The organism is Mesorhizobium sp. M0018 (genome assembly GCF_040323955.1).
Taxonomy (GTDB): domain Bacteria; phylum Pseudomonadota; class Alphaproteobacteria; order Rhizobiales; family Rhizobiaceae; genus Mesorhizobium.
The window spans coordinates 154,958-179,721 of record NZ_JAMYVL010000008.1 but is presented as its reverse complement, the minus strand read 5'-3'; the positions used below and the strand labels follow the sequence as shown (position 1 = coordinate 179,721).

Here is a 24,764-nt window from a genome sequence, read left to right as displayed (position 1 = left end):
CGCGTTACGCCTCCGGCTTACGCATGCGGTAGCCCATGCCGCGAACAGTTTCGATCATGTCGATGCCCATCTTCTTGCGAAGCCGTCCGACAAAGACCTCGATCGTGTTGGAATCGCGGTCGAAATCCTGGTCGTAGAGATGCTCGACCAGCTCGGTCCGGGACACCACCTCGCCCATGTGGTGCATCAAATAGGCAAGCAAGCGAAATTCGTGCGAGGTCAGCTTCAGCGGCACGCCGTCGACGTCGGCCTTGGAGGCCTTGGTGTCGAGGCGGAGCGGCCCGCAGGTCAGTTCGGACGAAGCGTGCCCGGCAGCACGCCGGATCAAGGCCCGCACCCTGGCCAGGATTTCCTCGATGTGGAAGGGTTTGGTGACGTAGTCGTCGGCGCCGGCGTCGATGCCGGCAACCTTGTCGCTCCAGCGGTCGCGTGCCGTCAGGATCAGCACCGGCATCTTGCGGCCGCCGCGCCGCCATCGCTCGACCACGCTGATGCCGTCCATCTGCGGCAGGCCGATGTCGAGCACCACGGCATCGTAGGGCTCGGTGTCGCCGAGAAAGTGCCCTTCCTCGCCGTCGAAAGCGCGGTCGACGACATAGCCGGCATCGACCAGCGCGTCGCCGATCTGCCGGTTGAGATCCTTGTCATCTTCGACGACGAGTACGCGCATGCGGAAGGCCTGTTGAAGCTGTTCAGATATAGGCCGATTCCGGCAGTCTGGGAAACGGCACGGTTCAGTTCAGCGGAACGACGATCTCCGAGCGACGCGGACGCTGCCCTTCCTTGCCCGGAACCAGCACGACGATGACGCAGACGGGCTGGCCGCCGCGTGTCGACTGCGAGGCCTTGGCCAAGGTGCCGCCATTCTGCTCGGCCACCTGCTGGCCGATCGCATAGCAGTCGGAGGCGGCGAGGACGACCGGTTGGGGCTGCTCGGGCACGACAACGGGGATCGCCATCGCCTGCGACGCAAGCAGACCGGCGGCTGACAGCGCCAGTGCCGCGGTCCGGAAGTGGGAGCGAAGGGTTTTCATGGTCAGCGTTCTAACGCGCCGGTGCTGAACGTGATATGAACGGTGAACGCTCGAATGCATGCCCGCCACACCCCTGAAGCGCGAGATTACCGGATTGCCATTTCGCCGCCCATCCCGCGAAATTGCCAAGTTTAACCTAGCCCTCCGATCCTTCGCCGACAACCGGGCATCGTTTGGCAGTGAAAGGCAATCGCTTCAGGTTTGCCCCGACTTCGATAATCGATCCGGCAACCGAAGGCAGATTCAGGCGAACCGACCGGAAATAAAAACCCGCCTCTGCGGCGGGTCGCTGGCGCCATCAGCACCATAGGCGAATTAGTAGCATAGCTGCCGGCACAAAGCAAGAACAAAATTGCCGGATTGTAAAAAATGCCCGGTGGTCAGCCCTCGTCCTTGATCACGGCGCGGAAGCGCAGCAGCCCGTGATGGGCCGAAAGGTCCTCGTCGTAGCGGGCTTCGGCGAATTCGAGCTTGAGGTAGGCGCGGCGATGTTCGCCGAGCGAGAGAGCCGTATCGCGCAGGCGGGTGCTAACAAGGTCCATGATGTCATTGGTTTCCTTGCTGGCCTCTGATTTCGACCAGACATGCAACGTCAGCAACTGTTCTGCGTCGTTCTCCATTCCCGTTGCCCAATCGTAGACGCTGGTGCGGCCGAAGGTCATGTGGGGGAACGCAACATTTTCCGGCGCACGGTCGAACAATCGTGCGTCGCCCAGTGCCGCCGATAAATCGGGATCGTCATTCACTGCCTCGAATATGGCCTTCTGCAATTCGACGGCCGGCGCGGTCATCGTCTTTCCCTTCGTCCGTCGCGTCGACCTCCCGGCTGCGTAGCTGCGTTGCATGAAGGCATCCCGCCAAAGAGCGAATCAGCGCGTCTCATGCGGATTATGAACCTTCATGATCTCGGCAATAAGCCCTGCTCCTGGAATGCGCGACGCCCCGGCCGTCCGCGCCACGGACCCTTGAGGGTGATGCCAACCTGCGCGAAGTCATTTGGCATGCAGGAGTTCGAAAAAAGGATGCTATGACGATGTCTGGTTTCCAGACATTCGAGGTCGTTTTTCGTGCGCGAGCCGTCGCTGCTGCCTGTCTTCGGAAAGCTTGGGGCCAAGGCGCCGCCGGTCGCGATTGCGGCGTCGACCATGTCGATGACCGTCAAGAGTCTGGTCAACCACACTCGGGAGGTGCTCTCGGCGTACGGTAGCCTGGCCCTGAAGCTGTCCGTCGTTTTGTGGACGGTGCTTGTCGTGGCGGCAGTATTCTTCATCGCCCAGGCCTGATCGAGCGACATTCATTGATTGGGCGGAAACGAAAGGACCCAAGATGGCAAAGCGCTACGCGCTCCGTATGGAACATCCTCACAGCTGGACCGTCTTCGACGTCTTCACCGGCCAGCCGGCCGAGCTCAAGCAGCAACTCACGGCCAGTTTGAACACGCGCGATGCGGACGCGATGGTCGACCGGCTGAACGGTCGCGACGTCAAGCGGCGAGCGAAGGCGGACCGGAAGCCCTGACAAAGCGTCTTGTGGACGGATCGCGACGGACTAGCGAAAATCGGCCGCAGTCAGCACATATATGCTCCTGCGGGTGCGGGCATAGGCATTCCTGGCGACATCGTGGATCGAGTTGGAAGCCGTGTCGAAGGCTGCCAGGTAGGTAGCTTCTGAGGCCGCCGTTCCCGGCTGCATCTTGGAGATGGCATCGGTTGCGACAGAGAAGGAAATCTGGAACATCCCGTCATGGCCGACGAAGCGGATGCGTTTGCTTGCCTCGTCGTAGCTGCGGCTGGGATTGGGAAATGTCAGGCTCATGATTTCGCCTCCGTCGATGCAGATACGGCCTTCTTGACTGCCCGTGACGCCCGCTTCTTCTTTGGTGCGACCGGATTCAGAGCTTCCGCCGCGCGGTCCGCCTCTTCCTTGGCCAGTCGCAATTCCCTCAGCCTTGCCGTTTTGATGCTCCTCGCCTTGGCTTCCGAGAGATATTCGGCAGTTGCTTTGTTCCGCTCCGCCGTCTTCTTTTGATTTTCCATGAAGCGGGCCTGAGCTTTTTCCATGATGTTCTGATTGCCTTCGGCCATCGGTAAAATCTCCCTTGCAGCGAAAGTCGTGAATGTGAATTCACCATAAAATAGGTGTTCAAAGATAGAAATTCAATTTCATTAATATTCGGCAAGGCCCGAACACCAGGGGATAACCAGGCAAGATAATACGTTCAATATTTCATGTGCCCTATGAATATTTTTTGGCGCTCCTATCAATCGAGTGCCAGGGCGCCTATAGAGAGGGGCGGCCGCCTAAGCTGGCCCCAGAAAGAGTCCCCATGAAATTCCGGCCACTCCACGATCGCGTCGTCATTCGGCGCGCCGAAAGCGACACCAAATCCAAGGGCGGCATCATCATCCCCGACAATGCCAAAGAAAAACCGCAGGAAGGCGAAGTGATCGCTGTCGGGCCGGGCGCGCGGGACGAAAGCGGCGCGCTGATCCCGCTCGAAGTCAAGGCCGGCGACCTCATTCTGTTCGGCAAATGGTCCGGCACCGAGGTCAAGATAGACGGCGAGGACCTTCTGATCATGAAGGAGGCCGACATAATGGGCATCATCGAAAAAAGCGAGACGGGCATCATCGACAAGACCGTGGCTGCCAAGAAGGCCGCCTGATTGGAAGGCCGCGCGCGCTCCCGCGCGCGCAAAGGACGCTCCGAGCTTTGATTCAGGCGCTGCAAGCGCCTTGCCACGACAACCGAACTGGAAAAGATCATGTCTGCCAAGGAAATCAAATTCTCCACCGACGCGCGTGACCGCATGCTGCGCGGCGTCGAAATCCTCAACAACGCCGTCAAGGTGACGCTCGGCCCCAAAGGCCGCAACGTCATCATCGACAAGGCCTACGGCGCGCCGCGCGTCACCAAGGACGGGGTGGCCGTGGCAAAGGAAATCGAGCTTTCCGACAAGTTCGAAAACATGGGCGCGCAGATGGTGCGCGAAGTGGCCTCGAAGACCAACGACCTTGCCGGCGACGGCACCACCACCGCCACGGTGCTTGCCGCTTCCATCCTGCGCGAGGGCGCCAAATTCGTTGCCGCCGGCATGAACCCGATGGACCTCAAGCGCGGCATCGATCTTGCCGTCAGCGCCGTCGTCAAGGAAATTCAGGCGCGCGCCAAGAAGGTCAAGTCCTCAGGTGAAATCGCGCAGGTCGGCACCATTGCCGCCAATGGCGACACCAGCGTAGGCGCCATGATCGCCAAGGCGATGGACAAGGTCGGCAATGACGGCGTCATCACCGTCGAGGAGGCCAAGACCGCCGAAACGGAGCTCGACGTCGTCGAAGGCATGCAGTTCGACCGCGGCTATCTCTCGCCCTATTTCGTCACCAATGCCGAGAAGATGCGTGCCGAGCTGGAAGACCCTTACGTCCTCATCCACGAAAAGAAGCTCGGCAATCTGCAGGCACTGCTGCCAATCCTCGAAGCCGTGGTGCAAAGCGGCAGGCCGCTGCTGATCATCTCCGAGGACGTCGAGGGCGAAGCGCTGGCAACGCTGGTCGTCAACAAGCTGCGCGGCGGACTCAAGGTAGCGGCCGTCAAGGCGCCTGGCTTCGGTGACCGCCGCAAGGCGATGCTGGAAGACATCGCCGTGCTCACCGCCGGACAGATGATTTCCGAGGATCTCGGCATCAAGCTGGAGAACATCACCATAGACATGCTCGGCCGCGCCAAGCGCGTGCTGATCGAGAAGGACACCACCACGATCATCGACGGCGCCGGCGAGAAGACCACCATCCAGGCGCGCGTCCAGCAGATCAAGGGGCAGATCGAGGAAACCACGTCCGACTATGACAAGGAGAAGCTGCAGGAACGTCTCGCCAAGCTGGCGGGCGGCGTTGCCGTCATCCGCGTCGGCGGCGCGACCGAATCCGAGGTCAAGGAAAAGAAGGACCGCATCGACGATGCGCTGAACGCCACGCGCGCGGCCGTCGAAGAAGGCATCGTTCCCGGCGGCGGCGTCGCGTTGCTGCGCGCCAAGGCTGTGCTGAAGGGGCTGACCGGAGCCAATGCCGATGTGACGGCAGGCATCTCGATCGTGCTCAGGGCCCTTGAAGCGCCAATCCGGCAGATCGCCGAGAATTCCGGCGTCGAAGGTTCGATCGTCGTCGGCAAGCTCGCCGAGGGCAAGGATCACAATCAGGGCTTCGATGCCCAGAACGAGGTCTATGTCGACATGATCAAGGCCGGCATCGTCGACCCGGCGAAGGTGGTACGGACGGCGCTGCAGGACGCGGGCTCCATTGCGGCGCTTCTGATCACGGCGGAAGCCATGATCACCGACGTTCCGGCGAAGGAAGCCGCTGCTTCGCCCGGCGGCATCGGCTATTGACCAGCCACTGCCGGAAACAAGCCTGAAAGACAGCCGCCGGGGTATCTTCCCCGGCGCGCACCATCGGCAAGGAGATCGATCAATGATCGCATTCGTCCCGAAGCCAAAGGCAGCGGCGAAAATCGAAGTGGCCGAGGAAAGCCGCTTCGATCGCATTCGCAGGCTTGCCGACAAGCACAGGAAAGCCAACGCCGGCATGATAGGCCGCGACCCGAAAAAGATCGCGGACAAGCGTCCCATGTGACGACTGCCAATGCTCGGCACCTCGCGCAAGCGCGGAACCTTCATCGCCCTTGTAGGCATCGCCAAAATGGACGAATAGTCATAGCGGCGCGCCGCCGTGAAATTGCCGGCATGCGGTTTCTCAGTTGGCGGCATCGCCGCAGCCGGATCCTGGAATGGCCAGTCCTTTGGAACCACGCAAGAGAAGAGGTCCGATCGCCGCAAGGCTGCTGGCGGTGGATGCGTGGATTGATTCCTCGGTCTACGAAATCGGCTTCAGGGCGCGCCAGTTCTGGGAAGCGGCGACCATCTTCTCGCGGCGTTTCCGTGTCGACGGCTGGCGCCGCGGCCTGATCGAACTGTTGAGTGAAGGCTTTACGCTCGGTGCCGGCGGCATCGTCGTCCTTTTGGCGCTGGCCTTGCCGGCCTTCCAGATAACCGCCGGCGACTGGCGCACGCAAGGCGACTTCGCCGTCACCTTCCTCGACCGCTACGGCAACGAGATCGGCCAGCGCGGCATCATCCAGCGGGATTCGGTGCCGGTCGACGAGATGCCCGACCATGTCATCAAGGCGGTGCTGGCGACCGAAGACCGCCGTTTCTTCGACCATTACGGCATCGATGTGCTCGGCCTGTCGCGCGCCATATTCGAGAATGTGCGGGCAAATTCCGTCGTCCAGGGCGGCTCGAGCATCACCCAGCAGCTGGCCAAGAACCTGTTCCTGACCAATGAGCGGACATTCGAGCGCAAGATCAAGGAAGCCTTCCTGTCGCTGTGGCTCGAAGCCAATCTGTCGAAGAAGGAAATCCTGCAACTTTACCTCGACCGCGCCTATATGGGCGGCGGCACCTTCGGCATCGAGGCGGCAGCCGATTTCTATTTCGGCAAGAGCGTCAAGGACCTGAACCTTGCCGAGGCGGCGATGCTGGCCGGCCTGTTCAAGGCGCCGACCAAATATGCGCCGCACATAAACCTGCCCGCCGCCCGGGCGCGGGCCAATGTGGTGCTGTCCAACCTGGTCGATTCCGGCTTCATGACCGAAGGCCAGGTGCTGCAGGCAAGATTACACCCGGCCGAAATCGTCGACCGCGGCGAGCAGAAGAGCCCCGACTACTACCTCGACTGGGCCTTCGACGAGGTCAAGAAGATCGCCGCCAAAGGCGGCCCGCACTCGCTTGTCGCCCACACCACCTTCGACGCCAACATCCAGAAGGCGGCCGAAGAATCGATGGAGTTCCACCTCCGCCAGTTCGGCAAGGAATACAACGTCACCGAGGGCGCCATCGTCGTCATCGAGACCAATGGCGCGGTCAGGGCGATCGTCGGCGGCCGCGACTACGGCGCCAGCCAGTTCAACCGCGCCACCAAAGCGCTTCGCCAGACCGGCTCCTCGTTCAAGCCCTATGTCTATGCGACGGCGATGGAGCATGGCTTCACGCCGGATTCGGTGGTTTCCGGCGGACCCATCTCCTGGGGCAGCTGGTCGCCCCACAATTACAATGGCGGGTCGGCCGGCAACGTCACGCTGATCACGGCGATGGCCAAATCGATCAACACGGTGCCGGTGCGGCTGGCCAAGGATTATCTCGGCATCAAGCCGATCAAGGCCATGGCCGAGGCGATGGGCGTCGAGTCGCCGCTGGAATCGCACAAGACCATGGTGCTCGGCACGTCGGGCATGACCGTGATGGACCAGGCGACGGGTTACAGCGTATTTGCCCAGAACGGCCTTGCCGGAACCCGGCACGGCGTCAGCCAACTCTTCACCCGTACCGGCGAGGTGGTCTACGACTTCGCCAAGGATGCGCCGCCGCCGCATCGGGTGCTGTCGGAGCAGGCGCTCAAATACATGAACACCATGCTGGCGGCGGTGCCGGTGATCGGCACTGCCCGGCGCGCGGCCCTTCCAAACATCGTCGTCGCCGGCAAGACCGGCACGACCCAGTCCTACCGCGATGCCTGGTTTGTCGGCTTTACCGGCAACTACACGGCCGCCGTCTGGCTCGGCAATGACGACTTCACCGCGACCAACAAGATGACCGGCGGCACGCTGCCGGCCATGGTGTGGCAGCGGCTGATGGTCTATGCGCACCAGAATATCGACCTCAGACCGATTCCCGGCCTCGATCACCCCTTCGTCGATGCCGAAATTGCCGCCAAGGCCGAGGAAGCGGAAAAGAAGAACGCCGAACAGGCAGCTGCCGATGCCGCCGCCGAGCGTCCGCCGGTGCTGTCCAGCCGGACCACCCAGACCCTGAAGGAACTGACCAGGCTGTTCCAGGCGGCACCCGTGCTCGACGCGCCCGCTGCACCGGAAACCCTCTCGGCGCTGTGACGCCCAATTGCGCGGGGCCGCTTGCCACAAGGCCCTGCGCCGCGATATCCCCGAGCGGCAATCTTTCAGTCCCGGCCTTCGGTTCCCTGCCTCCTCATGCTCAAGAACGCCTTCCTGACACTGCTTTCGCTTGCCATCGCCGTCGTCGGCGGTGGCGGCAGCGTCTGGTATGCACTGAAGCTGCAGGATGGCGTCGGCGCCATCAGGATCGGCCAATGGACCGCCTTCCCCGATATCGGCACGCCGACGGCAGATCCCTATTCGAAGGCCCGCGTGGCTCGCGAAGGCGTGCTGGCGCTCGGACAGGCGGAAGGACTGTCCTTCATAGCCGAGCGCGATTCCGGCGGCGAACAGCTCCAGCGGCAATGTGCCTACAAGATCGCGGGCGGCTTTCCCACCGCCCGGTTCTGGACGCTTTATGCCGCCGACCAGTCGCTTGGCGTGGTCGAGACCGGCAAGCCGAGGCCGGCTGCGCTGCAGTCCTATCAAGTGCTGCGCCAGGCCGACAATTCGGTGGTCATTTCCGTCGGCAGCCGCCCAGCGCCCGGCAACTGGCTGCTGACCAGCGGCGCCGGCAAGATGTACTTGGTGCTTACGTTCTACGACACGCCGATCGCCAGCAGCACCGGTCTCTCGGACGTCACGCTGCCACAAATCCAGAAGGTCGGCTGCAATGCGTAGCCTGCTGCATGCCGTGCTGCTCGGCCTGCTCGGCGCCGGCATCGTGCACATCATCGTGCTGCTGCTCGTCCCCGAGTTCTCCGAACGCGACGCCTGGTCGCGATTGGCCATGGCTTCGGATCTCTACAAGATGACCAGGCTCGACGCGGAAGCCGGCGGCGCGCCGGTGGTGAAATCGGTCGATCCGCTATTTTATGCGGCGGCATGCCGTTTCGATCTTGCCGAGGGGATGGTGCGGGTCAAGGCGCCGGGCAAGGTGCCGTTCTGGTCGATATCGGTCTATGACCGCGGCGGCCACAACATCTACTCGTTCAACGACCACAGCGCGACCGCAGGCATGCTCGACACCGTTGTGCTGACGCCGGCCCAGATGATCGAGGTCCGCAAGGATCTTCCCGAGGAACTGCAAGGGGCCATCTTCGTCGAGGCGCCGATAGAGGAAGGCGTATTCGTCATCCGTTCGTTCGTGCCCGACGACAGCTGGAAGCCGATCGTCTCGCGGTTTCTCGAACAGAGTTCCTGCGAACTGCAGGATTTTTAAGCCGGTTCCGATGCTCAGTGATGCGGTACCGGCAATGTTCCCGAAGGTCCCGGCTTGTCAGGGCCGGCCGGCCGCGTTTCGCCGGTCTGCGGCCGCTGTTCGTAGCGCACCCCGGGAAAGATGATCACTGCCGCCGGCGCGGTTTGTTGTGCTCGATTGGTTGCCGCCGTTCGCGGCACGAAAGACAGTACCATGCCCATGGTTCGCGTATTCCTCTCGGTTGCCCCGGAGCACAACGCAACGCCTCCATAGTCGATTAAGAAGGCAGTAGGTTAACGGAGCGCTAACGGATCGCCGCTAAATTGATCTTTGTTCTTGGGAAACGCGAAACCGGTACAGCCCGGCAGAGCGCTGTCCAGATCGTGTCGAGTGTCGGGCGTATCCTTCGTGTCAGCTTCGGATTTCAGGCAAATCGCAGCAGGAGCTGAATCGGGAAAGGCCGAAAGGCTGTTTCGCGCCGCGGTATCGGCGTTCTGCTCGCTCACCCGCCCTTCGCGCCGGGAGATCGCGCAGCTCGAAGACCTGACGCTGCCGCTTTTCGAGAATGTCTCGGTCGAATCGCGCCGCTACGTCGCGGCAGCCCTTTCCGAATGCGAATATGCACCCGCCGCGCTGGTGCGGCGGCTTTGCCAGGAGCGGGTCGACATCGCCGCTCCGCTGCTCATCCGCTCGCGCGCCCTCAGCGACGTCGACCTGATCGCGCTGATCGGACGTCACGGCCTGCCGCATGCCCGTGCCATTGCCCGCCGCAAGGATCTCAATCAGACGATCGCGGATCTCATCAAAGTGCTCGAAAGGCCGACGCTGGTGCGGTCGCAGCAGCAGCCGGAAACAACCGCCAAAGCCGCGTCCGAAAACGCCGAAGTGGTTGCGGGCGAGGTCAACAGGCAAGAGGCTTCCGATGCCGCTGAAACTGTACGCCGCCGGTTGCGATCCATGATGCGCGCCGAGAGCGGCGCCTCCATCAGTCCGTTCGTCGAGCCACAAACCTATGTCAAGCTGCGCGAGACCGCGCTGACCGGCAATGCGGCATTCTTCCAGACAGCGCTCGCCGATGCGCTCGAAGTCGATTTTTCAACGGCGCGGACGCTCACCGCAAGCCACAATTACACATCGCTGCTGGCCGCCTTGCGCGCGCTCGACCTCAGCGAAGACAAGGCGTTCCTGATCACGGCCGCCATCTATCCGACCGAGTTTCCGCACCCGCAGGCGATCCGCATCTTCCTCGACCGCTACCGCCTGCTGCACCGCGACGCGGCGTTGGACAGGCTCCGCGGCTGGAAGGCCGAGACCGTGTCGAAAATCGTTCGCAAGCCTGGGCGCGTCGCCGCAAATGCCGACCTGCGCAAGCCGAACAGCGCCGATATGACCGCCACCCCAAAGGCGCGTCGCGTCTGAAGGGCTTGCCGTTAAGACGCCTTGACCGAGATAAGCTCCTCGACGCGAATGGCGCCCGCCTCGATCTCGACCACCCAGATATCCGGATCGAATCTCTTCTCGCGCTCCAGCCGCGCGTCGAAGATGGCGGCATCGTCGCCTTCGCCAAGCAGGCTGAAAAAACGGTCGTCCGGCCTGGCTGAATCGTAACTCGTCTGCGGCGCCGGCCCGAACAGCGCCATCTCCCCTTGCCTGCCCCGCGCCAGCACGAAAACCGCGCCGGCTTCCGTCGCGCCGCGCTTGACCACGGCGGCAAAGCCGCCGGCGCTGAAAACCCGGCGCAACAGCGCCGACACCCACAGATCGGTGGTTACCCGCATGGAGAAGTCCTGGACATGCGGCGGTCCTTACAGCATTGGCCGGAAGACCGTAACCGGTCTTTGCGAGGCGATCGGCGAGCGGCCGTTTCGACCCTTAGTTGGTCAGGCCGATCTCGCGCATCTTGACGTAGACGATCTCGTCGGGCTCGCCGGTCTCCGGCAAGCCGAACAGCGCCTGGAATTCCTTGATCGCGGCCTTGGTGCGCGCGCCGACGACGCCATCCAATCGCATGTCGTCATTGCCGAACGCCTTCAGTCCGGCCTGGATCTTGACGATGCGGGGATCAGGTGTTTGCGCCACCGCATTTGCCGGTGCGGACGCTGGAATGGCGGTTGGAACAGCGGCCGTTTCGACCGGCCGCGGCACCGGATGCGGCACCACGGCTGCGGTCGTCGGCGTGGCACCCAGTTGATCCAGCAAAACGCTGTCGATCTCGCCGGAGGCATTTAATCCGACCTTCTGCTGATAGGCCTGGATGGCCTTGCGCGTATTCGGTCCGGGAATCCCGTCGACGGTGCCGGAATAGAAATCGAGATCCTTCAATATGCCCTGGACCTGCTCGACGACCGGGTCGCTCTTCATCGGCGCAGCGGCCGGACGCACGATATTGATGGTGGTTTCGGGCTCGTCGCTGTCCGCCCGGGGAAAGCGCTCGATACTCCTCGTGGCGAAAAACGCGCCGGCATGCGGAAAAGGCTGGTACCAAAGCGCGTTCGCCGAGACGTAGAACAGCGTCACCAGGAACGCGGTGGAGCCGCCGACCACAACAGGATTGCGCGAGATCAGGCTGCCCAGCGCCATCGCTCCGTGCCCGAAGGCATTGCCGCGGCGTTTGACCGCCCTAGGCTGTTTTGCGGAGCGACCCATTGCTCTCCCCTTTGCCACCGTCCGCCTTGGCTTTGACTGCGGACATCGGCACCACGCCGGCCTTCTCCGCCGAGCGGCCCGTCGGGCCGTTCACGGGAAGGCTGATCGTCACCGTGGTGCCCTCGCCAGGCATGCTTTCGATCGACATGGTGCCCTCGTGCAGCGCCACCAGCCCCTTCACCAGCGAAAGCCCGAGGCCTGTGCCTTCGAAACGGCGGGTATAGTCGTTCTGGATCTGCATGAACGGCTTGCCGAGATTGGCGAAATCTTCCTCGGCGATGCCGATGCCGGTGTCCCGGACCCAGAAATGCAGCCGCGAGCCGATGCGCTTGGCGCCGATGACGACATTGCCGCCTTCGGGCGTGAACTTGATCGCGTTGGAGACGAGATTGATCAGGATCTGCTGCACGGCGCGACGGTCGGCATTTATTTCGCCTGCGTCCGGCGCGATCTGGGCCTGCAGATCGATAGCCTTTGCCTCGGCTTGCAGGCGCATCATCGATTGGCACATCTCGACCGCTTCGCGGAAGCGGAACGGTTCCGGTTCGGTCGCGTAAGCGCCCGATTCGATCCGCGATACGTCGAGTATCGAGGTGACGACGGCAAGCAGGTGCTGGCCCGAATCCCTGACCAAGCCGACATATTCCTTCTGGCGAGGATCCTTGAAGCTGCCGAACATCTCGTGCAGCAACATGTCGGAAAAACCGATGATGGCATTGAGCGGGGTGCGCAACTCATGGCTGACGACGGCAAGGAAGCGTCCTTTCGCCACCTCGGCGGAGGCAGCCGCCTCATTGGCAGCGGCAAGCTCCTGGCGCAGTCCGGCCAGTTCGTCGTTCTCGCGCAGAAGAAGCGTGAAGACAGTCTCCTGCCCCGGCGCGCGCATCATCTCGAGCGAGAACGGCCGGTAATTGTCGGCCGTCACGCCGCTGCTCTGCGGCAGCCGGACGCGAAGGTCGAGCCGGTGCGACAGGGCGCCATCGCGCATATCGGCCAGCGCACTGAGATACGGGACGCGGTCGGACAGATGGATGCGATCGAAAAGTCCGGTGCCGAAAAGCAGCTCCGGCGGCAGCCTCAGCATAGTGCGTGCCTTAGCCGAGACGTCCAGAACCTCACCATGCGCAGCGATTCGCAGCACGACGGCGTCGATCAGGTCTTCGAGCCGGTGGCTGCCGGCCGGATCGAGCTGTGCGTTGGCGGCGCCGCGAAGCGGAGCGATACGCGGAATGAGCGTGAGTGCCCAGGCCAGTGGTACCAGCCAGTGCCATGCGGCGATTTCGGTCTGGTGGGCGAGCAAGACTGAACCGGCTAAAGGCTGCAGCAAGACTGCGACAAAGGCCGATATGGCGCCCCAGACCACGGCACGGCGCGATTGGCCGATCCACCACGCTTCAAACGGCAGCGCCACTGCGAGCAAGGCAACCGGCGAGGCCACACCGCCGGCGGCAGCGATAAGGGCACCGAGGGCAACGCTGCCGACGACCAAGGCGAGTTGGCCGGCCAGGGTCATCTTGCCCGAGGCAGCCACCAGCAGGGCGGCGAACCAGCAAAGGCCGAACGCCGCAAAGATCGCAGCCACAGTCACGGCCGCGCCCATTCCCGACGTGACCAGCGTCACCGCTGCACCCGCGCTGAAGAAAGGCGCCGCCAGCATGACGCCAATGAACCGGCTGTGGCGGCGACGATCGCTCTGGCCGAGTACGGACGGATGAACCATCCGTTCGCAACCGGCGGCTATCGCGCCCGGCAACTCGGCGTATCTGGCCTTGATCGCACTCAACTCAACGCACCCGGTCGTGAAAGGCCCTGCTTTGCAGGCGGCTTTTGTCGATCCGAAACTCGCATCCAGCGTTTAAGGAATGGATAAGGCTGGGCTGATCGTCCCCCGGCTGGCTGCAAATATCGGGATACCGGCGGGGAAAAACCGGGGCAATTGTCGCCATAGTAAACGGAGCGTTATCCACACCGCCCGCGCCTGCACCTGCGACCAATGGCATCAACTTGTCGCCGATTAAGAAAATGATCATGAAAAACAATAGGTTGGATAGTTATTATTTGCTGAATAAAATCTGAACCGTTCGAGGCAAATGAACTTCAAAACGCTTCGTTTCGAATCTGCCTAAAATTTGAGGAAAACTGTTGCTTTCGGGACAAGCCGTCCTTTGCGCGTCTGTGTCAGTATCGCGGTACAAGGGTCGTGCGGTTCGGAGGCATGACCGTCATAAAGGACAGACAGATGGGCTTTCTGATAAGAGCTGCTTTCTGGTTTTCGCTGGTGCTTCTGGCGCTGCCGCTGGGTGTCGGCGCCGATGATGCGGGCCGCGAAAGCGTCGGGCCGCTCCAGGCGCTGTTTGCGGCGCGCGAAGCCGTCGGCGATATCGCTGGCATCTGCGAGCGCAAGCCGGACGTGTGCGAGACCGGCAAATCGGCAATGCATACCATCACCGCCCGGGCAAAGGAGACCGCCAAGATCGCGGCTGCCATGCTGGACGACAAGGCCGCTGAACCCGATACAGTGACGACAACCGGCAGCGTGCCCGGGGAAATCGTCTTGCCGGCGAAAGTCGATCTGCCGGCGAAACTGCACTTGCCGGCGAAGAACTGAGACTGTTTCGGCCGAATTCATCGCCGGACCGCAAGGCTCCCCATGCCCGGCGCCTGCGGCGTTTCTCCTCTTTTTCCGTGACGTGACAGCGCTGGATGACTATATCCGGGGGCATGACGACGACGATCCAGACCATCCGTGACGACTTTTCCCTGCTCGACGAGTGGGAAGACCGCTATCGCTATGTGATTGAACTGGGTGAAGCGCTGCCGCCGTTTCCCGATGAGCAACGCATACCGGCAAACAAGGTGCCCGGCTGCGTCAGCCAGGTCTGGTTGACCACCGAACAGGGCGGGGGTGCCGACCCCGTTATCACCTTCAAGGGCGATTCCGACGCCCATATCGTGCGCGGCCTGGTCGCCATCATGCTGGCGCTGTTTTCGGGACGGCCGGCCAGCGAAATCCAGAGGACCGACGCCGAGGCAACGCTAAAGGCACTCGGGCTTGACGAGCACCTGTCGCCGCAGCGCGCCAATGGCCTTCGCTCGATGGTCAAGCGCATCAAGCGTGACGCCGAGGCAGCGCTGAAGCAGACCGCCTGACCGCACGGCAGTTGCCGGCGGCATGAAGAACTGGCGGCCTGAGCTTGGTCTCCCCCCAATGCGAAAACGGCTGCGAAAACGGCGCCCGCAGGCGCCGTTTGAGTATCAAACCGGAAGAGCCGCTTGTCAGCGTCCCTTGCGCTTGCGGCCGAGACCCATCTTCTTGGCGAGCTGCGAACGGGCGGCCGCGTAATTGGGCGCAACCATCGGATAGCTCGGGTCCAGGTTCCACTTTTCGCGATACTGGTCGGGCGTGAGATCATAGTGGGTCATCAAGTGACGCTTGAGCGACTTGAACTTCTTGCCGTCTTCGAGACAGATGATGTAGTCGTCATGCACCGACCGCTTCGGATTTACCGCCGGCTTCTGCTTGTCGGCAGGCGGCTGCTCGGCGGCCCCGCCGACACGCCCGAGAGCGGCATGGACATCGGCGATAAGGTTCGGCAGTTCGCCGACCGGTACGGGATTGTTGCTGACATAGGCAGCCACCACATCGGCGGTGAGCTCGATCAGCGCGTCACTGTTTCTGGAAGGTGTTTCGGTAATATCCATGGCGTTCAGGTCCCAACGAGAATTGTTTCTGTCTACGCCCTATTTTTGGCAGGCAGGGCATCGCGCGAACTTGTGCAGGAAAAAGCCTCCGCGATTCGCGTCGCGGCATCTTAATGAGCCTGAGCGCCAAGTAAGTCAATTCGCTTCTTGCGGTCTATTCAGCGATACAAGTCAAATATTCCTCATTCAGCTTCACTCTTTCGTGCAAAGTGTAACTTTGCCGTTTTTTCTGGTCAGACCAGCATCGACTGACGCCGCGGCAAGCAGCCATTACACAAACGGCAGCAGGTAAATAGAGCTCGATGCTTGACCCTGCCGGCGGCATTACAGCCTGGATGATCGGCGGTTCAGTAAAATCATAGGTTGCGCTGTGTTACTGTTGCTCGTGAGCCGTCGCCGGAGCGGTGCGCTGTGTCATTGAAATGGGGTAGTGTATTTCCCTAGACCCAGCCATATCGGCCACTTGCCAAGCCGCGAAGGCAGTTGCATGAGATTGACCGGCACTGGCAGGGTCATCGCAGCGACCGCGAGAACCGCGGCAGTCCGAGAAGAAATATTCGTTATCCGCTCCTCCAGCCCGTCCTCTCGAGCCACCACGACAATAGATCATAGCCCTTGAACCCGCGCTGCTCGGCGTGTTCATTCGCCATTCAAGTAGCTTCCACAGCGAGACGCAATGACCAGAACCCCAGTGTTTCCGACCGCCACGCCGCCGCAGCCGGAGAGGCGGCCGATCTTCGACACGCATCACGGCATAACACGGACGGACGATTATGCCTGGCTGAGGGCCGCCAATTGGCAAGAGATGTTCAGGGATCCGTCCCTGCTCGACGGCCAAATCCGCGCCCACCTCGAGGCCGAGAATGCTTATCAGGCGGCGCTGATGGCCGATACGGTCCAATTGCAGAAGCAGCTTTTCGCGGAAATGAAGGGACGCATCAAGGAAGACGATTCTTCCGTGCCGATGAAGGACGGACCTTACGCCTACGGCTCCTCCTTCAAGCTTGGCGGCCAGCAGCCGCGTTATTTCCGCACGGCGCGTGACGGCGGCGACAAGCAGATATTGCTCGACGGCGATGCCGAGGCCGAGGGCAAGCCCTATTTCCGCCTGGGCGGCGTCGATCATTCGCACGACCACAGCAAGCTGCTCTGGGCCTTCGACGACAAGGGTTCCGAATTCTACACGCTGCGCATCCGCGATCTGGCCGGCGGCAACGATCTGGCGGACAGGGTCCCGGACACCGGCGGCGGCGGTGTGTGGGATGCCGGCAATGACGGTTTTTTCTACACCCGCCTCGACCCCAACCACCGTCCTTCCAAAGTGCTGTTCCATGCGCTTGGCGACGGTCCTGAAAACGACCGGCTGATCTACGAGGAGACCGATCCCGGCTTTTTCATGGATGTCGGCGGCACGCGCTCCAACGAGTGGATCATGATCGGCATCAACGATCATGAGACCTCGGAATACCGCATCATGAGCGCCAACGATCCGTTCGCAGAGCCGAAGCTGGTTGCGGCGCGCCAGACGGGCCTGCAGTACGAACTCGAGGAAGGCGGCGACATCTTCTTCATCCTCACCAATGCCGACGGCGCCAAGGACTTCAAGATCATGACGGCGCCGGCCCACGATCCGGTGCGCGCCAACTGGCAGGAACTGGTGCCGCACGAAGCGGGCCGGTTGATCCTTTCGGTGATCGGCTTCAAGGACCACATGGTCCGGCTCGAGCGCAAGGAAGGCCTGCCGCGCATCGTCGTACGCGACCGCAAGAGCGGCGAGGAGCACCTGATCTCCTTCGACGAGGAAGCCTTCTCGCTCGGCCTGTCCGGCTCCTACGAATACGACACCGAGATCATGCGCTTTTCCTATTCGTCGATGACGACCCCGGCGCAGGTCTTCGATTACAACATGCGCACCCGCGAGCGGATGCTGCTCAAGACCCAGGAAGTGCCGTCCGGCCACAACCCGGAGCACTACGTCACGCGCCGGCTGATGGCGCCTGCCGCCGACGGCGAACTGGTGCCGATCTCGCTCCTCCATCACCGCGACACGCCGCTCGACGGGTCCGCACCTTGCCTGCTTTACGGCTACGGCTCCTACGGCATCACCGTCCCGTCCGCGTTCAACACCAATCTGTTTTCGCTGGTCGACCGCGGCTTTGTCTACGCGATAGCCCATGTTCGCGGCGGCAAGGACAAGGGCTATGGCTGGTACGACGACGGCAAGCGGGCGAACAAGATGAATACGTTCACCGATTTCATCGCGGTCGCCCAGCATCTCGTCGCCGAGCGCTATACACAGCATGACCGCATTGTCGCGCAAGGCGGTTCCGCCGGCGGCATGCTGATGGGCACGGTCGCCAACATGGCGCCGCAATGCTTCGGCGCCGTCGTCGCCGAGGTTCCCTTCGTCGACGTGCTCTCCACCATGCTCGACGCCAGCTTGCCGCTGACGCCGCCGGAATGGCCGGAATGGGGCAATCCGATCGCTTCGGCGGAGGATTACCGGACCATCGCCGCCTATTCACCCTACGACAATGTCGCCGCGCTCGACTATCCGCCGATTCTGGCACTGGCCGGCCTGACCGACCCGCGCGTCACCTATTGGGAGCCGGCCAAATGGGTGGCGCGGCTGCGCGACCGCAAGACGGGTGAAAATCCGGTGCTGTTCAAGATCAACCTGGATTCAGGCCATGCCGGCGCCTCCGGCCGGTTTTCAAGACTGGAGGAAATCGCCTTCACCTACGCTTTCGCGCTCAAGGTGACGGGCAAGGCCGAGCTTGCGGCGTGAACATCGGCGGATGAGCGGTCATTGCCTTCCGTCCCGCGACGTGGCTTCATTGACGGTGAGAGTTGCGGAGCCCACCAATGATCGATCTCGCCACGTTGATAGCTTATGTCGCGGTTGTGCTTGGCTTTGTCTTCATCCCGGGTCCCGCCACTCTTCTGACGGTGGCGCGGGCAACCAGTTCCGGAACCAGGGTGGGCATTGCGACCGGCGCCGGGATCGCGGCCGGCGACGTGGTTCACACCTTCATGGCGATCGTCGGCATTTCGGCGATCATTGCCACGTCGGCGGCGCTTTTCAGCATCGTGAAGTACATCGGCGCAGCCTACCTCATTTATCTCGGCATTCGCGCGATCATCGAGAAAACGCCGGCCTATCCGGCCGCCGGCGCACTTGCGATCCCCGCTGCCAAAGCATTTCGGCAAGCTGTTTTGACCGAGGTTCTCAATCCCAAGACCGCGCTTTTCTTCCTCGCATTTCTTCCGCAGTTCGTGCGGCCTGAAAACGGATCGGTGATGCTTCAACTGGCGATATTGGGCGTCATCTTTGTTCTGTTGGGCCTCGTCAGCACGGTGGTTTTCGCCGTGGGTGCGGGCGGCCTCGGCGCTTTCCTGCGCCGAAACCCGACGGTGCTGAGATGGCAAGGCAAAGCTGTCGGCGGTATCTATTGCGCCTTAGGCATCCGGCTGGCGCTGCAACAGCGCTAGGGTCTCGACAAACGACGCCGTATGAGGCTTCGGATACTACGCAGGCACAGTTGATTTTCCGCTCGCAATTGCAAAGGCCGCGCGCTACCCAGTGCGCGGCCTTTTCACGGTCGCCGCCAACACTCAATCACGCAGGGATCTGCCATGTTGCTCGTCGATGTCTATCTCGACAAATCGCCCATCCAGGGCATCGGCGTCTTTGCCAAGAACCACATTGCCCGCGGCACGCTGGTCTGGAAGCTCGACCCGAAATACGACCGGCGCATCGAGGTGGCGGCCTACGAGCGGGAAACCGGGCCGGTCAGAACCTATCTCGACCGCTACGCCTATCCGGACCGGCGCGACCCGAATTACATCGTCTTCGAAGCCGACGATGCGCGCTACATGAACCATGCCGACAGCCCGAATTGCGACGTCTCGCAGCCGGAGGAGACCTATGCCTTGCGCGACATTGCGCCCGGCGAGGAAATGACCTGCGACTACAATCACTTCTTCGAAACCGGCTTCGACTTTCTCGGCGACCGCTGACGCAACAGCTGTCAGCTCGCCGGCTTCTTGCGCGCCGGATAGCCGTTGGGATGCGGCGGCACGGCTTTCAGGTAGGCGGCGATCGCCGAGCGGTCCTCCGGGGTCAGCACGGCCATGTTCCGCTGCACGTCGACCATAGCGCCGCCGACCGTATCGAAATCCGGCGTGAAGCCGGTTTCGAGATAGTTGGCGACGTCGGCCTCGGACCAGTCCGCGATGCCGCCCTCGCCCGACGTGATGTTCGGCACGATGCCGCTGCCTTCGGCGGCGGCCGCACCTGCCAGCCATTGGCTCTTGCTGGTGCCGCCGGCAAGATCCCGCGGCGTGTGGCATTCGCCGCAATGGCCGGGGCCTTCGACCAGATAGCGGCCTGTCAACACCGGATCCGGTGTGCCGTCGGGAAAGGAAACGACCGGCTGGTCACTCAAATAGAGCAGCTTCCACAAGCCAAGACCGCGTCGGACGTTGAAGGGAAATGCCAGCGAATTGGCGGGCGCCTTGCCGGCGACCGCGGGTAACGTCTTCAGGAATGCATAGAGATCGGCAATGTCGGCCGGCTTCATGCGCGCGTAGGAAGCATAGGGAAATGCTGGATAGAGATGCTCGCCCGACGGCGACACGCCCTTCAGCATGGCGTTGGCAAGATCCTCGACCGACCAGGCCCCGATGCCGTCCCTGGTATCCTGCGATATGTTCGGCGGCACGAAGCTGCCGAACGGCGTCTTGAGTTCAAGGCCGCCCGCCAACTGAAGACGGGCGTCGCCTTGCGAGCCAGGCTTGGCATGACAGGATGTGCAGCCGCCGGCGTAGAAGATGCGCTTGCCCCTGGCGGCGTCGCCAGGACCAAGCTCAGCCAGCGTTGCGGCATCGAGCCTGACCGGAGCCGACAGGAACCAGCCGGCAATCGCGGCCGCGCCGCCCAGAACGAGGGCGGCGCCGACAAGTTTCTTCAGCAAGCGCATTGCCCGCTATCAGCCTTTTTTCACCCTGTAGTTTTGATGACAGTTGCCGCAGCCGCCGCCGATGGTGTTGAACTGCGCCTTCAACGCGTCGGCATCCGCAGGTGCTGCGGCGACCGCCGCCTTGACGTCGGCGAGGTACTTGCCTTCAGCCGTCTTGAAGCCAGCCATGTCCTGCCAGATTTTTGGGGACGCCGTGGTGTCGCCGGTGTCGCTGCCCGCCGGGAAAAGCGTGTCGACGCCGGCATGGAATTTCTCGGCATTGACCTGCAGTGCCTGCAACGCCGTCAGCACCGAAGCTGCGTCGTAGGGCGTCTCGCCCTTGACCACTTTCGACAAGCCGGCGGCGATCTTGCCACGTTCCTTCATCAGGGCCTGCCGGTCGGCTACCGGGTCGGCAAATGCCGCCGAACCGGCGAAGGCGAGCATCGAGATGGCGAGGATAAGCTTTCTCATTCACTTGGCTCCATGTTGAAGGCAATTCAGGATGCGGCCCCACTCCCATGACAAACGGCAAGGATGGCTTAAAAATTCCGACGCTTCGCCTCACGCTTGCGTGAAATTTTTGCAGCTGTCGTTCTGATGCTGAAAAAGAAAAGCCCCGGTTCTGCCGGGGCTTTCTGGAACGGATCAGGCCTTTTCGTAGAGTTCGAGCACATAGTCCCAGTTGATGAGACTGTCGACGAAGGCTTCGAGGTATTTCGGCCGGGCGTTGCGGTAATCGATGTAATAGGAATGTTCCCAGACATCGACGCCGAGGATCGGCGTCGCGCCATGGACGAGCGGGTTCTCGCCATTCGGCGTCTTTGAGATCGCCAGCTTGCCGTCCTTGACCGAGACCCAGGCCCAGCCCGAACCGAACTGGGTGGTGCCGGCGGCGATGAAGTCGGCCTTGAACTTGTCGTAGCCACCAAGATCGCTGTCGACCGCCTTTTGCAACGCGCCGGGCAGCTTGTTGCCGCCGCCGCCCTTCTTCATCCATTTCCAGAAATGGATGTGATTGTAGTGCTGGGCGGCATTGTTGAAGAGGCCCGCATTCTTGCCGAAGGACTGTTTGACGGCCTCTTCGACCGACAAATCGCCCATGCCCGCCTCGGCGGCCAGCTTGTTGCCGTTGTCGACATAGGCCTTGTGGTGCTTGTCGTGATGATATTCCAGCGTTTCCTTGGACATATAAGGCTGCAAAGCCTCGTAATCATAGGGCAAGGCGGGCAATTCAAAAGCCATCGGTCGTACTCCCTCGTGGAAAAATCCGGTGTCGATACCGGACTAACATAGGACTGGATTGGTCTGGAACAACTCCGGAAACGAAGCGCCGGCCGCTTTTTAGCGGGTCAGCCGGGCGAAGTCGAATGCGCCCATTCCCAATAGAGTTCGCGCGCCTTCTTGGCCACCGGTCCGGGCTGCAGATTGCGATCCTCGATACGGGTGACCGGCACGACTTTCGAGTGGTTTCCCGTCGAGAAGATTTCGTCCGCCTCTAGGAAATCGCGGATCGATAGCGTCTTTTCCGTCGTCGTGAAGCCGTATTCGCCTAGCAGGGCCATGGTGCGCGCGCGGGTAATGCCGGACAGGAAGGTGCCGTTCGGCGCCGGCGTCAGGACATGGCCGTCCTTGACCAGGAAAATATTCGAGGTGCCGGTCTCGGCGACATTGCCCAGCATGTCGAGCACGAGCGCATTGTCGAAGCCGCGCATCTTGGCTTCGAGGATGGCACGGCCGTTGTTGGGATAAAGGCAGCCAGCCTTGGCGTTGGTCGGCATGGTCTCGATGGTCGGGCGCCGGAACGGCGACACCGTCACCGAAAACCCCGCCGGCGAGATCATCGGCGATTCATAGAGGCAAAGGCAAAAACGCGTCGAGGCCGGGTCGGCCGGCACGCCCATATAGCCGCCATGCTCGGCCCAATACATCGGCCTGATGTAGACTGCCGTCTTGCCGTCGAACTTATTCAGCCCGTCCCAGGTCAGCCCGACGATCTTGTCGGTGCTCATCGTCGGCTTCAGGCCGAGCGCGATCGCCGAGGCGTTTACCCTTGCTGCATGGCGATCGAGATCGGGGGCGACGCCCTCGAACCAGCGGGCGCCGTCGAACACACTGGTGCCGAGCCACATGGCGTGGCTGCGCGGCCCTAGAATGGCAACATTGCCCTCGTACCAGTCGCCGTCGACGAAGGTCCATGTCGCGGATTGCGCCGCAGTCGCCAGTGTCATTGCCAGGTTCCGTTCGATGCTTGTTGCGGCGCATTGGAAGATGCTTTGGCGGCCGCCGTCAACCGGCTTGGCTGAGATTTGTTGAGGCCAGCGGGCTGGCGGACTGCAATCAGCGCTTGCGCCTTGCCTTACGCGGCCTCAAAACTGTCGAATGCAGTTCGCGGCTTACGTTTTCGACGCCTATGGCACGCTGTTCGACGTGCATGCGGCCGTACGCCGTCACGCCGACCAGATCGGGCCGGACGGCCAGTTGCTGTCCGATATCTGGCGCGCCAAGCAGCTGGAATATTCCTGGGTCAGGACGCTGATGGGGGCCTATGCCGATTTCTGGCAGCTCACCGAGCAGGCCCTCGACTTCGCCCTGCGCAAGGTTCCATCCGCCGATGCCGGGCTGAGGGCGAAGCTGCTCGAGGCCTATTGGCGGCTGGACTGCTATCCGGAGGTACCGGCCGTGCTCAAGGCGCTCAAGGCATCGGGGGCAAGGCTGGCGATCCTGTCCAACGGTTCGCCTGAGATGCTGGAAGCGGCCGTCAAATCCGCCGCGCTCGACCAGGTCCTGGACGACATCTATTCCGTCGACAGCGTCAAGCGCTTCAAGACCGATCCGTCGGTCTACGACATGGTCACCACGGGCTGGCGCCTCTATCCGGGCGCTGTCTCTTTCCAGTCATCCAACCGCTGGGACGTCGCCGGCGCCACCAAATTCGGCTTCAGGACGGTGTGGATCAACCGCGCCAATCAGCCAGAGGAATACCGGGATTTTCCACCGGCCCTGATCCTGCCGTCCCTTGAAGGTCTGGTCGCCGGGGGGTGACACCGGAATGTTGCGTCGGCGCAACAGTGACGATCCAGTCACAGCTTTGCCTTTGTTTGTCCACCCTGCGGCCAGAATTGGAACCGCCTATCGCGCCGGGCATTGCTCGGGCAACCGCGCGCAACCGGGCGCATTCATGCTTTGTTGCGATTTGAGACTTAAAAAAGGCAATCATGTTCACACCCCCATCGTCCTCTCTGCGCCTGAGCCGTCGCGGTTTCCTCAACGCAGCAGCCCTTGGCGCCGCCTCGGTCGCGGTCTCCAGTTGCACCACGCTGTCGCAACAGCCGGTCGAGCCGCCGCCGCCGACCTATGTCGAGCCGGCGCTTGGCGACTATGTGACGATGTATGGGCCGATGTCGGATGGCGGCTTCGAGCTGCCGGCCATACCGGTCGACAAGATCGACCCGCAGTTCCTGCGCCAGATCGTTGACGATCCGACCGGGCAGCAGCCGGGCACCATCGTCGTCGACACCACCAATCACTTCCTCTATCTGGTGCGCCCGGGCGGCCAGGCGATCCGCTATGGCGTCGGCCTCGGCCGCGCCGGCTTCGAATGGTCGGGCGATGCGGTGGTCCAATGGAAGCAGAAATGGCCGAAATGGACGCCGCCGGACGAAATGATCGCCCGCCAGCCCGAACTAAGACCGTACAGCGCCGACAATGGCGGCATGCCCGGTGGGCTCAAGAACCCGCTTGGCGCGCGGGCGCTCTATCTCTTCCAGGGCAACCAGGACACGCTCTACCGCTTGCACGGTTCGCCGGAATGGCGGTCGATCGGCAAATCGGTGTCGTCGGGCTGTGTTCGCCTGATGAACCAGGACATTATCGATCTCTACGACCGAGTGCCGAACAAGACCCCGGTCGTGGTGACGGCCGATATCGGCCAGCCGATGGTGGCGACAGCAAACCGCAAAGCCATCCCGATCGACGCCGGCGTGCCGGAAGGATCGATCCTGCTCGGCCCGGTCAAGGCGATCACAGACTCGATCTTCTGAGCTGACGGAAGCACAGGCGGGATTGCTCACGGCTCCTGCTGGTTTTGCCGAGCGTCGGCTTGCCCGTGCCGGTGCCCGCCTTTGGATTTGATGCTTACGTTGAGGCGGACTTTGCCGCACCTGTGTGCAGACGCCACCAGTGACAGCTCATGACCCCGGAGCGGACATTTCGCGCTCAGAAGGGATTATCACGGTGATCGGAGGGATACCCCTCCTGTCATCCTGACCGTATTTG

General features: G+C 62.2%; 30 protein-coding genes. 16 read left to right on the top strand and 14 right to left on the bottom strand.

Annotation, left to right across the window (positions count from 1 at the left end):
- Positions 1–4: 4 nt before the first annotated feature.
- The 3 genes from NKJ81_RS13845 to NKJ81_RS13835 all read right to left on the bottom strand — a co-directional run bounded on the left by NKJ81_RS13845 (position 5) and on the right by NKJ81_RS13835 (position 1,825).
- Positions 5–670, bottom strand: coding sequence for a response regulator transcription factor (locus NKJ81_RS13845; RefSeq protein ID WP_023718390.1), 666 nt, complete (start codon positions 668–670; stop codon positions 5–7).
- Positions 671–734: 64 nt separating this feature from the next.
- Positions 735–1,034 (bottom strand): hypothetical protein, encoded by a 300-nt coding sequence (locus tag NKJ81_RS13840; RefSeq protein ID WP_352471009.1) that lies wholly within the window; start codon positions 1,032–1,034, stop codon positions 735–737.
- A gap of 380 nt (positions 1,035–1,414) precedes the next feature.
- The gene (locus NKJ81_RS13835; protein ID WP_352471008.1) at positions 1,415–1,825 is read right to left on the bottom strand and encodes a DUF3168 domain-containing protein; all 411 of its coding nucleotides are present in this window, start codon (positions 1,823–1,825) and stop codon (positions 1,415–1,417) included.
- 276 nt (positions 1,826–2,101) lie between these two features.
- Between NKJ81_RS13835 and NKJ81_RS13830 the strand changes: the two genes are divergently transcribed.
- Both NKJ81_RS13830 and NKJ81_RS13825 read left to right on the top strand, forming a co-directional pair.
- The gene (locus NKJ81_RS13830; protein ID WP_352471007.1) at positions 2,102–2,317 is read left to right on the top strand and encodes a hypothetical protein; all 216 of its coding nucleotides are present in this window, start codon (positions 2,102–2,104) and stop codon (positions 2,315–2,317) included.
- Between the two features lie 43 nt (positions 2,318–2,360).
- Positions 2,361–2,552, top strand: coding sequence for a hypothetical protein (locus NKJ81_RS13825; protein WP_352471006.1), 192 nt, complete (start codon positions 2,361–2,363; stop codon positions 2,550–2,552).
- Between the two features lie 30 nt (positions 2,553–2,582).
- On the opposite strand, the gene NKJ81_RS13820 is transcribed toward NKJ81_RS13825, so the two are convergent.
- Together NKJ81_RS13820 and NKJ81_RS13815 are read right to left on the bottom strand one after the other, a co-directional pair.
- On the bottom strand, positions 2,583–2,849 hold the full coding sequence (locus NKJ81_RS13820) for a DUF1488 family protein (RefSeq protein ID WP_254819951.1): 267 nt from the start codon (positions 2,847–2,849) through the stop codon (positions 2,583–2,585).
- Positions 2,846–3,118 carry a hypothetical protein gene (locus tag NKJ81_RS13815; protein ID WP_352471005.1) on the bottom strand — a complete coding sequence of 91 codons (273 nt, stop codon included), beginning with the start codon at positions 3,116–3,118 and terminating at the stop codon, positions 2,846–2,848. The genes NKJ81_RS13820 and NKJ81_RS13815 overlap by 4 nt, the downstream gene beginning before the upstream one ends.
- Before the next feature lie 242 nt (positions 3,119–3,360).
- Between NKJ81_RS13815 and NKJ81_RS13810 the strand changes: the two genes are divergently transcribed.
- From NKJ81_RS13810 to NKJ81_RS13785, 6 genes are all read left to right on the top strand, one after another.
- The gene (locus NKJ81_RS13810) at positions 3,361–3,699 is read left to right on the top strand and encodes a co-chaperone GroES (protein ID WP_352540745.1); all 339 of its coding nucleotides are present in this window, start codon (positions 3,361–3,363) and stop codon (positions 3,697–3,699) included.
- Between the two features lie 99 nt (positions 3,700–3,798).
- A complete protein-coding gene (groL, locus tag NKJ81_RS13805; protein WP_352540744.1) occupies positions 3,799–5,418 on the top strand; it encodes a chaperonin GroEL in 1,620 nt (539 codons plus the stop codon).
- 82 nt (positions 5,419–5,500) lie between these two features.
- Positions 5,501–5,662: a hypothetical protein gene (locus NKJ81_RS13800; protein ID WP_352501782.1), complete on the top strand. Its 162-nt coding sequence runs from the start codon at positions 5,501–5,503 to the stop codon at positions 5,660–5,662.
- Positions 5,663–5,816: 154 nt separating this feature from the next.
- Complete coding sequence (locus tag NKJ81_RS13795) at positions 5,817–7,976, top strand: transglycosylase domain-containing protein (RefSeq protein WP_352471002.1); 2,160 nt, start codon at positions 5,817–5,819, stop codon at positions 7,974–7,976.
- A gap of 96 nt (positions 7,977–8,072) precedes the next feature.
- A complete protein-coding gene (locus NKJ81_RS13790; RefSeq protein WP_352471001.1) occupies positions 8,073–8,657 on the top strand; it encodes a DUF1214 domain-containing protein in 585 nt (194 codons plus the stop codon).
- Positions 8,650–9,198, top strand: a complete 549-nt coding sequence (locus NKJ81_RS13785) for a DUF1254 domain-containing protein (RefSeq protein ID WP_352471000.1) — start codon at positions 8,650–8,652, stop codon at positions 9,196–9,198. The genes NKJ81_RS13790 and NKJ81_RS13785 overlap by 8 nt, the downstream gene beginning before the upstream one ends.
- 14 nt (positions 9,199–9,212) lie before the next feature.
- Here the strand turns inward: NKJ81_RS13785 and NKJ81_RS13780 are convergent, their stop codons facing one another.
- The gene (locus tag NKJ81_RS13780) at positions 9,213–9,398 is read right to left on the bottom strand and encodes a hypothetical protein (protein WP_352540743.1); all 186 of its coding nucleotides are present in this window, start codon (positions 9,396–9,398) and stop codon (positions 9,213–9,215) included.
- A 187-nt stretch (positions 9,399–9,585) separates the two neighbouring features.
- Here NKJ81_RS13780 and NKJ81_RS13775 point away from each other — a divergent pair, with 187 nt between their 5' ends.
- A complete protein-coding gene (locus NKJ81_RS13775; protein WP_352470999.1) occupies positions 9,586–10,596 on the top strand; it encodes a DUF2336 domain-containing protein in 1,011 nt (336 codons plus the stop codon).
- An 11-nt stretch (positions 10,597–10,607) separates the two neighbouring features.
- Here the strand turns inward: NKJ81_RS13775 and NKJ81_RS13770 are convergent, their stop codons facing one another.
- The 3 genes from NKJ81_RS13770 to NKJ81_RS13760 form a co-directional block, all read right to left on the bottom strand.
- Entirely contained in the window at positions 10,608–10,955 is a 348-nt protein-coding gene (locus NKJ81_RS13770) for a DUF1491 family protein (RefSeq protein WP_352501779.1), read from the bottom strand.
- A 94-nt stretch (positions 10,956–11,049) separates the two neighbouring features.
- On the bottom strand, positions 11,050–11,823 hold the full coding sequence (locus NKJ81_RS13765) for a peptidoglycan-binding domain-containing protein (protein WP_352501778.1): 774 nt from the start codon (positions 11,821–11,823) through the stop codon (positions 11,050–11,052).
- On the bottom strand, positions 11,798–13,543 hold the full coding sequence (locus NKJ81_RS13760) for an ATP-binding protein (RefSeq protein WP_352471108.1): 1,746 nt from the start codon (positions 13,541–13,543) through the stop codon (positions 11,798–11,800). Before NKJ81_RS13760 ends, NKJ81_RS13765 begins: the two co-directional genes overlap by 26 nt.
- A gap of 519 nt (positions 13,544–14,062) precedes the next feature.
- Between NKJ81_RS13760 and NKJ81_RS13755 the strand changes: the two genes are divergently transcribed.
- Together NKJ81_RS13755 and NKJ81_RS13750 are read left to right on the top strand one after the other, a co-directional pair.
- On the top strand, positions 14,063–14,431 hold the full coding sequence (locus tag NKJ81_RS13755) for a DUF5330 domain-containing protein (RefSeq protein WP_352470996.1): 369 nt from the start codon (positions 14,063–14,065) through the stop codon (positions 14,429–14,431).
- A 113-nt stretch (positions 14,432–14,544) separates the two neighbouring features.
- The gene (locus NKJ81_RS13750) at positions 14,545–14,973 is read left to right on the top strand and encodes a SufE family protein (RefSeq protein WP_352471107.1); all 429 of its coding nucleotides are present in this window, start codon (positions 14,545–14,547) and stop codon (positions 14,971–14,973) included.
- 126 nt (positions 14,974–15,099) lie between these two features.
- On the opposite strand, the gene NKJ81_RS13745 is transcribed toward NKJ81_RS13750, so the two are convergent.
- On the bottom strand, positions 15,100–15,525 hold the full coding sequence (locus NKJ81_RS13745; protein WP_023677844.1) for a Ros/MucR family transcriptional regulator: 426 nt from the start codon (positions 15,523–15,525) through the stop codon (positions 15,100–15,102).
- A gap of 676 nt (positions 15,526–16,201) precedes the next feature.
- On the opposite strand from NKJ81_RS13745, the gene NKJ81_RS13740 reads away from it, so the two are divergent.
- From NKJ81_RS13740 to NKJ81_RS13730, 3 genes are all read left to right on the top strand, one after another.
- Positions 16,202–18,313, top strand: coding sequence for a S9 family peptidase (locus tag NKJ81_RS13740; RefSeq protein WP_352540742.1), 2,112 nt, complete (start codon positions 16,202–16,204; stop codon positions 18,311–18,313).
- Between the two features lie 77 nt (positions 18,314–18,390).
- Positions 18,391–19,017 (top strand): LysE family translocator, encoded by a 627-nt coding sequence (locus NKJ81_RS13735; RefSeq protein WP_352501776.1) that lies wholly within the window; start codon positions 18,391–18,393, stop codon positions 19,015–19,017.
- A 144-nt stretch (positions 19,018–19,161) separates the two neighbouring features.
- Positions 19,162–19,545, top strand: coding sequence for an SET domain-containing protein (locus NKJ81_RS13730; RefSeq protein ID WP_352449057.1), 384 nt, complete (start codon positions 19,162–19,164; stop codon positions 19,543–19,545).
- An 11-nt stretch (positions 19,546–19,556) separates the two neighbouring features.
- Here the strand turns inward: NKJ81_RS13730 and NKJ81_RS13725 are convergent, their stop codons facing one another.
- The 4 genes from NKJ81_RS13725 to NKJ81_RS13710 all read right to left on the bottom strand — a co-directional run bounded on the left by NKJ81_RS13725 (position 19,557) and on the right by NKJ81_RS13710 (position 22,717).
- Complete coding sequence (locus NKJ81_RS13725; protein WP_352540741.1) at positions 19,557–20,507, bottom strand: cytochrome c; 951 nt, start codon at positions 20,505–20,507, stop codon at positions 19,557–19,559.
- Positions 20,508–20,516: 9 nt separating this feature from the next.
- Positions 20,517–20,960 (bottom strand): c-type cytochrome, encoded by a 444-nt coding sequence (locus tag NKJ81_RS13720; RefSeq protein ID WP_352449059.1) that lies wholly within the window; start codon positions 20,958–20,960, stop codon positions 20,517–20,519.
- A 174-nt stretch (positions 20,961–21,134) separates the two neighbouring features.
- Positions 21,135–21,731, bottom strand: coding sequence for a superoxide dismutase (locus NKJ81_RS13715; RefSeq protein ID WP_023677850.1), 597 nt, complete (start codon positions 21,729–21,731; stop codon positions 21,135–21,137).
- 107 nt (positions 21,732–21,838) lie between these two features.
- Positions 21,839–22,717: a branched-chain amino acid aminotransferase gene (locus tag NKJ81_RS13710; protein WP_352540740.1), complete on the bottom strand. Its 879-nt coding sequence runs from the start codon at positions 22,715–22,717 to the stop codon at positions 21,839–21,841.
- Positions 22,718–22,868: 151 nt separating this feature from the next.
- Between NKJ81_RS13710 and NKJ81_RS13705 the strand changes: the two genes are divergently transcribed.
- Both NKJ81_RS13705 and NKJ81_RS13700 read left to right on the top strand, forming a co-directional pair.
- Complete coding sequence (locus NKJ81_RS13705; RefSeq protein WP_352470989.1) at positions 22,869–23,531, top strand: haloacid dehalogenase type II; 663 nt, start codon at positions 22,869–22,871, stop codon at positions 23,529–23,531.
- Positions 23,532–23,704: 173 nt separating this feature from the next.
- Complete coding sequence (locus NKJ81_RS13700; RefSeq protein WP_352540739.1) at positions 23,705–24,529, top strand: L,D-transpeptidase; 825 nt, start codon at positions 23,705–23,707, stop codon at positions 24,527–24,529.
- Positions 24,530–24,764: the final 235 nt, after the last annotated feature.

Coding starts and splice junctions, on each gene's coding strand:
- NKJ81_RS13845 (WP_023718390.1), bottom strand. CDS start 670: ATGCGCGTACTCGTCGTCGAAGATGACAAGGATCTCAACCGGCAGATC.
- NKJ81_RS13840 (WP_352471009.1), bottom strand. CDS start 1,034: ATGAAAACCCTTCGCTCCCACTTCCGGACCGCGGCACTGGCGCTGTCA.
- NKJ81_RS13835 (WP_352471008.1), bottom strand. CDS start 1,825: ATGACCGCGCCGGCCGTCGAATTGCAGAAGGCCATATTCGAGGCAGTG.
- NKJ81_RS13825 (WP_352471006.1), top strand. CDS start 2,361: ATGGCAAAGCGCTACGCGCTCCGTATGGAACATCCTCACAGCTGGACC.
- NKJ81_RS13820 (WP_254819951.1), bottom strand. CDS start 2,849: ATGAGCCTGACATTTCCCAATCCCAGCCGCAGCTACGACGAGGCAAGC.
- NKJ81_RS13815 (WP_352471005.1), bottom strand. CDS start 3,118: ATGGCCGAAGGCAATCAGAACATCATGGAAAAAGCTCAGGCCCGCTTC.
- NKJ81_RS13810 (WP_352540745.1), top strand. CDS start 3,361: ATGAAATTCCGGCCACTCCACGATCGCGTCGTCATTCGGCGCGCCGAA.
- groL (WP_352540744.1), top strand. CDS start 3,799: ATGTCTGCCAAGGAAATCAAATTCTCCACCGACGCGCGTGACCGCATG.
- NKJ81_RS13800 (WP_352501782.1), top strand. CDS start 5,501: ATGATCGCATTCGTCCCGAAGCCAAAGGCAGCGGCGAAAATCGAAGTG.
- NKJ81_RS13795 (WP_352471002.1), top strand. CDS start 5,817: ATGGCCAGTCCTTTGGAACCACGCAAGAGAAGAGGTCCGATCGCCGCA.
- NKJ81_RS13790 (WP_352471001.1), top strand. CDS start 8,073: ATGCTCAAGAACGCCTTCCTGACACTGCTTTCGCTTGCCATCGCCGTC.
- NKJ81_RS13785 (WP_352471000.1), top strand. CDS start 8,650: ATGCGTAGCCTGCTGCATGCCGTGCTGCTCGGCCTGCTCGGCGCCGGC.
- NKJ81_RS13780 (WP_352540743.1), bottom strand. CDS start 9,398: ATGGGCATGGTACTGTCTTTCGTGCCGCGAACGGCGGCAACCAATCGA.
- NKJ81_RS13770 (WP_352501779.1), bottom strand. CDS start 10,955: ATGCGGGTAACCACCGATCTGTGGGTGTCGGCGCTGTTGCGCCGGGTT.
- NKJ81_RS13765 (WP_352501778.1), bottom strand. CDS start 11,823: ATGGGTCGCTCCGCAAAACAGCCTAGGGCGGTCAAACGCCGCGGCAAT.
- NKJ81_RS13760 (WP_352471108.1), bottom strand. CDS start 13,543: ATGGTTCATCCGTCCGTACTCGGCCAGAGCGATCGTCGCCGCCACAGC.
- NKJ81_RS13755 (WP_352470996.1), top strand. CDS start 14,063: ATGGGCTTTCTGATAAGAGCTGCTTTCTGGTTTTCGCTGGTGCTTCTG.
- NKJ81_RS13750 (WP_352471107.1), top strand. CDS start 14,545: ATGACGACGACGATCCAGACCATCCGTGACGACTTTTCCCTGCTCGAC.
- NKJ81_RS13745 (WP_023677844.1), bottom strand. CDS start 15,525: ATGGATATTACCGAAACACCTTCCAGAAACAGTGACGCGCTGATCGAG.
- NKJ81_RS13740 (WP_352540742.1), top strand. CDS start 16,202: ATGACCAGAACCCCAGTGTTTCCGACCGCCACGCCGCCGCAGCCGGAG.
- NKJ81_RS13735 (WP_352501776.1), top strand. CDS start 18,391: ATGATCGATCTCGCCACGTTGATAGCTTATGTCGCGGTTGTGCTTGGC.
- NKJ81_RS13730 (WP_352449057.1), top strand. CDS start 19,162: ATGTTGCTCGTCGATGTCTATCTCGACAAATCGCCCATCCAGGGCATC.
- NKJ81_RS13725 (WP_352540741.1), bottom strand. CDS start 20,507: ATGCGCTTGCTGAAGAAACTTGTCGGCGCCGCCCTCGTTCTGGGCGGC.
- NKJ81_RS13720 (WP_352449059.1), bottom strand. CDS start 20,960: ATGAGAAAGCTTATCCTCGCCATCTCGATGCTCGCCTTCGCCGGTTCG.
- NKJ81_RS13715 (WP_023677850.1), bottom strand. CDS start 21,731: ATGGCTTTTGAATTGCCCGCCTTGCCCTATGATTACGAGGCTTTGCAG.
- NKJ81_RS13710 (WP_352540740.1), bottom strand. CDS start 22,717: ATGACACTGGCGACTGCGGCGCAATCCGCGACATGGACCTTCGTCGAC.
- NKJ81_RS13705 (WP_352470989.1), top strand. CDS start 22,869: ATGCAGTTCGCGGCTTACGTTTTCGACGCCTATGGCACGCTGTTCGAC.
- NKJ81_RS13700 (WP_352540739.1), top strand. CDS start 23,705: ATGTTCACACCCCCATCGTCCTCTCTGCGCCTGAGCCGTCGCGGTTTC.